Here is a 4,993-nt window from a genome sequence, read left to right on the forward strand (position 1 = left end):
AATATGTCACCAGGGTTTAATCTGACGTACAAGCTGTAAGCTTAAGGCAGAGTACAAACTCACCGGTAACATCCCAATGATCAGTTGGGGATCATTAACCTTTGAAAGTCAATGATCAAGATATAAGGTAGAGAATCAGGCGTTAGCAGCAAGGTGGGAACTATTTCTGCCCGGGTGGTTTTATTGGGCAACGAAAAAGGCAGGCCTAATGTTCACCGTGTTTGTGATGATAATAATTTAAAAATATAATCGTAGTAGTTACCATCAGTTGTCGCATTATATGAAATACCTTGCTGAAGTGGGCAGTTGTTTTGTACGGCCGATGAATAAGACGCATTGTTGCAAGTTATTATTGCCAATAGCCAGGTGTTTAACGATTTTTTATAAAAACTGATTAACGTTATCTACGGATTAAGCGCTTTGAGAACTTCGGTTGTTATGAAACGTATTTAAGGCATCCCCTTATCGACTGTTAACTGGATAATCTCGCCTGTGTGGCATCGGGAAACGTTTACTGCCCGAGTGGCCTGTCATCGGCACATCTTTGACACATTTGCAACCGGTCTTCAGCTCGAAGATTGTCACGCGCTGGCAAGAAGAGCATGCAGCGGGCGATACCCTGACGCATAATAGGGTTTATACTGAGACGGGGCGTGGCCGCATGCTGCCCTGCGCCTGCGGCGGTTGACGTGTTTACGCCGGGGCGGCGCCGGGAACCTTGGCTGCCGGTCGGCGCCTTAGCGAGAGAATCTGTCATCGATCAATGTTGCCGGGCGGCGAGCGTTGTAACCTCAATGTTGCGATTGCCGCCCCGCGCCGTCGAACCCAAAGGAAGAGGAAAACGATGATTATTTATCTGCACGGTTTTGATGCCACCAGCCCTGGCAATCACGAAAAGGTGCTGCAATTGCAGTTCATCGATCCCGATGTGCGGCTTATCAGTTACAGTACCCGCCATCCCCGTCACGATATGCAGCATCTGCTTAAGGAAGTGGATAAAATGCAGCAATTGACCGACGACGAGCGGCCGCTCATCTGCGGCGTCGGTCTGGGCGGGTTTTGGGCGGAGCGCATCGGTTTTTTATGCGACATGCGTCAGGTTATCCTTAATCCCAATCTTTTTCCGCAAGAGAATATGCCGGGTAAAATCGACCGACCCGAGGAGTACGTGGATATCGCCACCAAATGCGTGGACAATTTCCGCGAAAAAAATCGCGACCGTTGTCTGGTGCTTTTGTCGCGTCAAGATGATGCGCTGGACGTAAATCGCAGTGCCGGGCTGCTTTCTCCCTTCTATGAAATTATCTGGGATGAGCACGAAGGCCATAAATTTAAAAATATTTCTTCCCATCTACAGCGCCTGCTGGCCTTCAAATCGTTAGGCTAAGGCCGGACGTTGGGCGACAACGGCGATAGGAACAGGCTGAAAAAAATTGATTCATATCAATTTTGGTATGACCAAATGACCTCCCATGGTATTCTGGCGCCAAGAGCGCATTAAGATATAACCCTATGTTATCTAAGGATGTTTTTTATTTACGCTTAGTTAACGAACGGTTTACATTTAGGGGGCATTTTGACCACAGCACTGAAGAAGATTGTCATTATCGGCGGTGGCGCCGGTGGGTTGGAGCTGGCGACCAGCCTGGGGCGTAAGCTGGGGCGGCGCAAGCGGGCGATGATTATGCTTGTGGATCGCAACCATAGCCACTTATGGAAACCGTTACTGCATGAGGTGGCCACCGGCTCGCTGGATGAGGGGGTGGATGCTCTGAGTTACATGGCCCATGCCCGCAATCATGCGTTTGTGTTTCAGCTTGGCTGTATGAGCGACATTGATCGTGAGCAGCAACAGGTGCTGCTGGATGAAATCCGCGACGATCAGGGCGCGCTGCTGGTGCCCGCTCGCCGGCTGGACTATGACATTCTGGTGCTGGCGCTCGGCAGCACCTCGAACGATTTTGGCACCGCCGGCGTTAAAGAACATTGTATTTTCCTCGATAATCCGCGCCAGGCGCAGCGTTTCCACAATGAAATGCTTAATCTGTTTTTGAAATTTTCTGCCAAGGGCGACCTGGAAGGGAAAGTGAATATCGCCATTGTCGGCGGTGGCGCCACCGGCGTCGAATTATCGGCCGAGCTGCATAATGCGGTTCAGCAGTTGCATAGCTATGGCTTCAAAGGGCTCGACAATCAGGCATTGAACGTCACGCTGGTGGAGGCGGGTGAACGTATTTTACCGGCCCTGCCGCCACGCATTTCCGCCGCCGCGCATCAGGAGTTGACCAAGCTGGGCGTTAGGGTGTTGACCAAAACCATGGTCACCAGCGCTGATGCGGGCGGGCTGCATACTAAAGATGGCGAATATCTTCAGGCCGAATTGATGGTGTGGGCCGCCGGCATCAAAGCGCCGGATTTTATGAAGGATATCGCCGGTCTGGAAACCAATCGCATTAATCAATTGGTGGTTGAGCCGACGCTACAGACCACGCGCGACCCGGCTATTTTTGCTATCGGCGATTGCGCGTCCTGCGCGACGCCCTCCGGCGGAGTGGTGCCGCCGCGCGCCCAGGCGGCGCATCAAATGGCCTCGCGCGCCCACGGTAATATTCTGGCGCTGCTGCGCGGGCAACCGCTGAAAGCCTATCGCTACAAAGATCATGGTTCGCTGGTGTCGCTGTCACGTTTTAGTACCGTTGGCAGCCTGATGGGCAACCTGATGCGCGGTTCGATGATGATAGAAGGGCGCATTGCCCGCGCGGTTTACATTTCGCTGTATCGGATGCACCAAATTGCGCTGCATGGGTATATCAAAACCGGCTTGATTATGTTGGTCGGTAGAATCAACCGCGTGATCCGCCCACACCTCAAACTCCATTGATTGCGGCGCGGCGATGTCGAGGGTTGTCTTGTCGGCCCGTCGCCATCCGCCGTCCGCCATCCGCTGTCAACCGGCCCGGCGCACGGGCATATTGCGCCGGGCCGGTGGGTCCAGGCGCGCGTTCGGCAAAGTAGTGATAACGCGGCTTTTCGCGCCGGTGCCGTTTCCCTTAGCCCCTTCGCCGTCTTTGCGCTTTTACCCGCTGTGCGGGCCGTGAGTCCAAAGTCTATCCCCCCGACGGCATGCGGGTGTATCTCTCAGCCGCAGGCCGGTAAACGCCGCGCCGTGCGTTCGTCGTCATAGAGGTCGCAGCCAGCCGTGCGTTTGCCGTCGTGCAGGCCACAGCCAGCCGCGCGTTTGCCGTCGGGCAGGTCACAGCCAGCCATGCGTTCATTGTTACCAGTTCATGCCAGCCGTGCGTTCACCGTTGCCAGTGAAAAGCCAGACGTACGCCGGATCGTGGCAGCAGAAAATAGCGTCGTAACGCTTTGTGGGGTTAGGAATCATCCCAAAGCGCTTGAAGTGCCAACAGAGTAGCCTTTTTTCGCCCTAAATCTTATTGCCGCTAACGCTTTCCTTGGGCAGACTTTGAGTTATCCCGGGGGTGCCACGCTTGCCATCCGGGAGGAGCGCCAAGGCTCGGGTTACGCTTGCGGTTAAAAGGAAGCTAGGGTTATGCGTCCGTTCACCGTTAGCGGGTGCGTGATAATTGTCAGGAGGTTCTCCGTGAATAAATCATTATTGGCAGGCGTCGGCATTGGTATTGCCGCCGCGTCGGGTATCGCGGCGGTCGCGGGGCTGGATGTGTTTTCCTCCAGCCCGAAATACGCCCAAGTCGTCGCGGCATCGCCCATCAATGAAACGATTAAAACGCCGCGTCAGGAGTGCCGCACGGTCAGCGTGACCCACCGCCGCCCGGTGCAGGATGAGAACAAAATCGCCGGTTCGGTATTGGGCGCCGTGGCCGGTGGGGTTCTCGGCCATCAGTTCGGCGGCGGACGGGGCAGGGATGTCGCTACCGTAGCCGGCGCCCTGGCGGGTGGCTATGCGGGCAATCAGGTTCAAGGCAATCTGCAGGATCGCGATACCTATACCACCAATCGCCAGCGTTGCCAGACGGTGTATGACAAATCGCAGAAACTGCTGGGATATGACGTCACGTATAAAATTGGCGATCAGCAAGGTAAAATCCGCATGGACCACGATCCGGGTACCAAAATCCCCCTGGATCGCAACGGTCAACTGGTGTTGAACGACCAGGCCTAAGGTGGGTGGGTTGCGGTTCGGCACCGCCACCACCGCCGCCATCAGGCGCTGTGACGCCGCGTCGGGTGTGCATCCTGGCGCGGCGTTAGCGCATCTTAGGCGCTCAACGTATGCTGCTGCAGTTCCCGTAGCAAGCCGTCGACAAACTGCAGGCGCGCCGTGCGATCGGTGAGGTCGCGGATAAATTTCAAGCGGGTCGGACCGTCCAGCCGATAGGTGCCCACCTCGCGCGTCAGCAGGCCAATAAGATAGGCAGGATCGACGCGGTTGGTGGCGCTGAATTCGATAAAGCCCCCTTTATCGCTGCCCTCAATGCGCCGGATCCCCAGACTTTGCGCCCGCTGTCGCAGGCCGGCTATCGCCAGCAAATAGCGCGCTGGATCCGGCAGCAGGCCGAAGCGATCGATGAGTTCCACTTTCAGATCTTCGATTTCACGATCGTCGGCGGCGCTGGCAATCCGCTTATACAGCGACAGGCGGGTGTTGACGTCGGGGACATACTCTTCCGGCAGCAGGGCGGGCATGCGCAGTTCCACCTCGGTCAGCTGACGGGTGAGATCCTCCAGCGACGGTTCGCGACCGGCCTTAAGGGCATAGGTATCTACACATTTATCGTGATACCTGTTATTACTTTGCAGAATGATTTCAACCTATCTGTTGGCGGGATTGACTCTCGCCTTACCCGCCGATATCAGACGCTGGTTAAACAGCATATGACACCCGCGGCTCTTCTTGCTTCTGCGGTTAAAGACCTCGCAAGTGCTCAAAAATCAACTTTCGCAACTACCCAAGCTGTCTGGCGTTTTCTGAATAATAAGCGAATTAGCTTCAGTCAACTCAATGAGC

Annotated in this window: 4 protein-coding genes and 2 pseudogenes; 4 read left to right on the top strand and 2 right to left on the bottom strand. The window is 55.2% G+C overall.

Translation table 11 applies throughout. From position 1 onward, the window contains the following. The first annotated feature begins 844 nt into the window (after nucleotides 1-844). Both ycfP and CINSTRO3249_RS12685 read left to right on the top strand, forming a co-directional pair. Nucleotides 845-1,387, top strand: coding sequence for an alpha/beta hydrolase YcfP (gene ycfP, locus CINSTRO3249_RS12680; protein WP_074013543.1), 543 nt, complete (start codon nucleotides 845-847; stop codon nucleotides 1,385-1,387). A 189-nt stretch (nucleotides 1,388-1,576) separates the two neighbouring features. Further along, on the top strand, nucleotides 1,577-2,881 hold the full coding sequence (locus tag CINSTRO3249_RS12685) for an NAD(P)/FAD-dependent oxidoreductase (protein ID WP_074013544.1): 1,305 nt from the start codon (nucleotides 1,577-1,579) through the stop codon (nucleotides 2,879-2,881). Between the two features lie 257 nt (nucleotides 2,882-3,138). Here CINSTRO3249_RS12685 and CINSTRO3249_RS17895 read toward each other — a convergent pair whose 3' ends face one another. Continuing rightward, on the bottom strand, nucleotides 3,139-3,267 hold the full coding sequence (locus CINSTRO3249_RS17895) for a hypothetical protein (RefSeq protein ID WP_256381674.1): 129 nt from the start codon (nucleotides 3,265-3,267) through the stop codon (nucleotides 3,139-3,141). A gap of 340 nt (nucleotides 3,268-3,607) precedes the next feature. Between CINSTRO3249_RS17895 and CINSTRO3249_RS12690 the strand changes: the two genes are divergently transcribed. Further along, complete coding sequence (locus tag CINSTRO3249_RS12690; RefSeq protein ID WP_074013545.1) at nucleotides 3,608-4,147, top strand: glycine zipper 2TM domain-containing protein; 540 nt, start codon at nucleotides 3,608-3,610, stop codon at nucleotides 4,145-4,147. 95 nt (nucleotides 4,148-4,242) lie between these two features. Here CINSTRO3249_RS12690 and CINSTRO3249_RS12695 read toward each other — a convergent pair. Continuing rightward, a pseudogene (locus CINSTRO3249_RS12695) lies at nucleotides 4,243-4,740 on the bottom strand (TRCF domain-containing protein); the annotation flags it as partial. Nucleotides 4,741-4,761: 21 nt separating this feature from the next. Here CINSTRO3249_RS12695 and CINSTRO3249_RS17710 point away from each other — a divergent pair. After that, nucleotides 4,762-4,993, top strand: a pseudogene (locus tag CINSTRO3249_RS17710) (hypothetical protein); the annotation flags it as partial.

Origin of the sequence: Candidatus Sodalis sp. SoCistrobi, from assembly GCF_900143145.1 — a bacterium.
Classification (GTDB): Bacteria; Pseudomonadota; Gammaproteobacteria; order Enterobacterales; family Enterobacteriaceae; genus SoCistrobi.

Coding starts and splice junctions, on each gene's coding strand:
- CINSTRO3249_RS17895 (WP_256381674.1), bottom strand. CDS start 3,267: ATGGCTGGCTGTGACCTGCCCGACGGCAAACGCGCGGCTGGCTGTGGC.
- ycfP (WP_074013543.1), top strand. CDS start 845: ATGATTATTTATCTGCACGGTTTTGATGCCACCAGCCCTGGCAATCAC.